Below are 414 nucleotides of genomic sequence, written 5' to 3' on the forward strand. Positions count from 1 at the left end.
AGACGGCGCTGAAGGCGAAGCTCGAAGGGACCCAAACCGCGTTGACCACCCAGGACCAGGCGCAGCTTGCGGCGCTCTCGCGGGAGGATATCCTGGGGGATATGTTCTACGCGGGGACCCTCGGCTACTTCGCCGAGAGTCAGGGACTGGCCCATGTGATGACGCTTCAGCAGAAGGCGCATATGCAGCAGCTGCCCTCCGGCGGTACCTACGGTTACGTTCCGCAGGTGGACTACTTCTGGGGGCTACCCAATGCGATCCGTACCGGCGGAATATCGATGGACCTGGATGCGCTGAACATCACCGCGCAGACGGACGATGGGACGAACAAGTTCAATCTGGTGTTCCAGTTGGGGGCGCTCAGTTCGGCGCTGGAGCATGCGATACCGGAGCAGATGTTTGTGACCGCGGACA

The 414-nt window shown here is 61.6% G+C and carries 1 pseudogene; it reads left to right on the top strand.

Annotated features, from left to right (window positions below):
• Positions 1-414 (top strand): annotated as a pseudogene (locus ACYQ2W_RS26650) (transglutaminase domain-containing protein); the annotation flags it as partial.

This window comes from Endothiovibrio diazotrophicus (assembly GCF_054657215.1).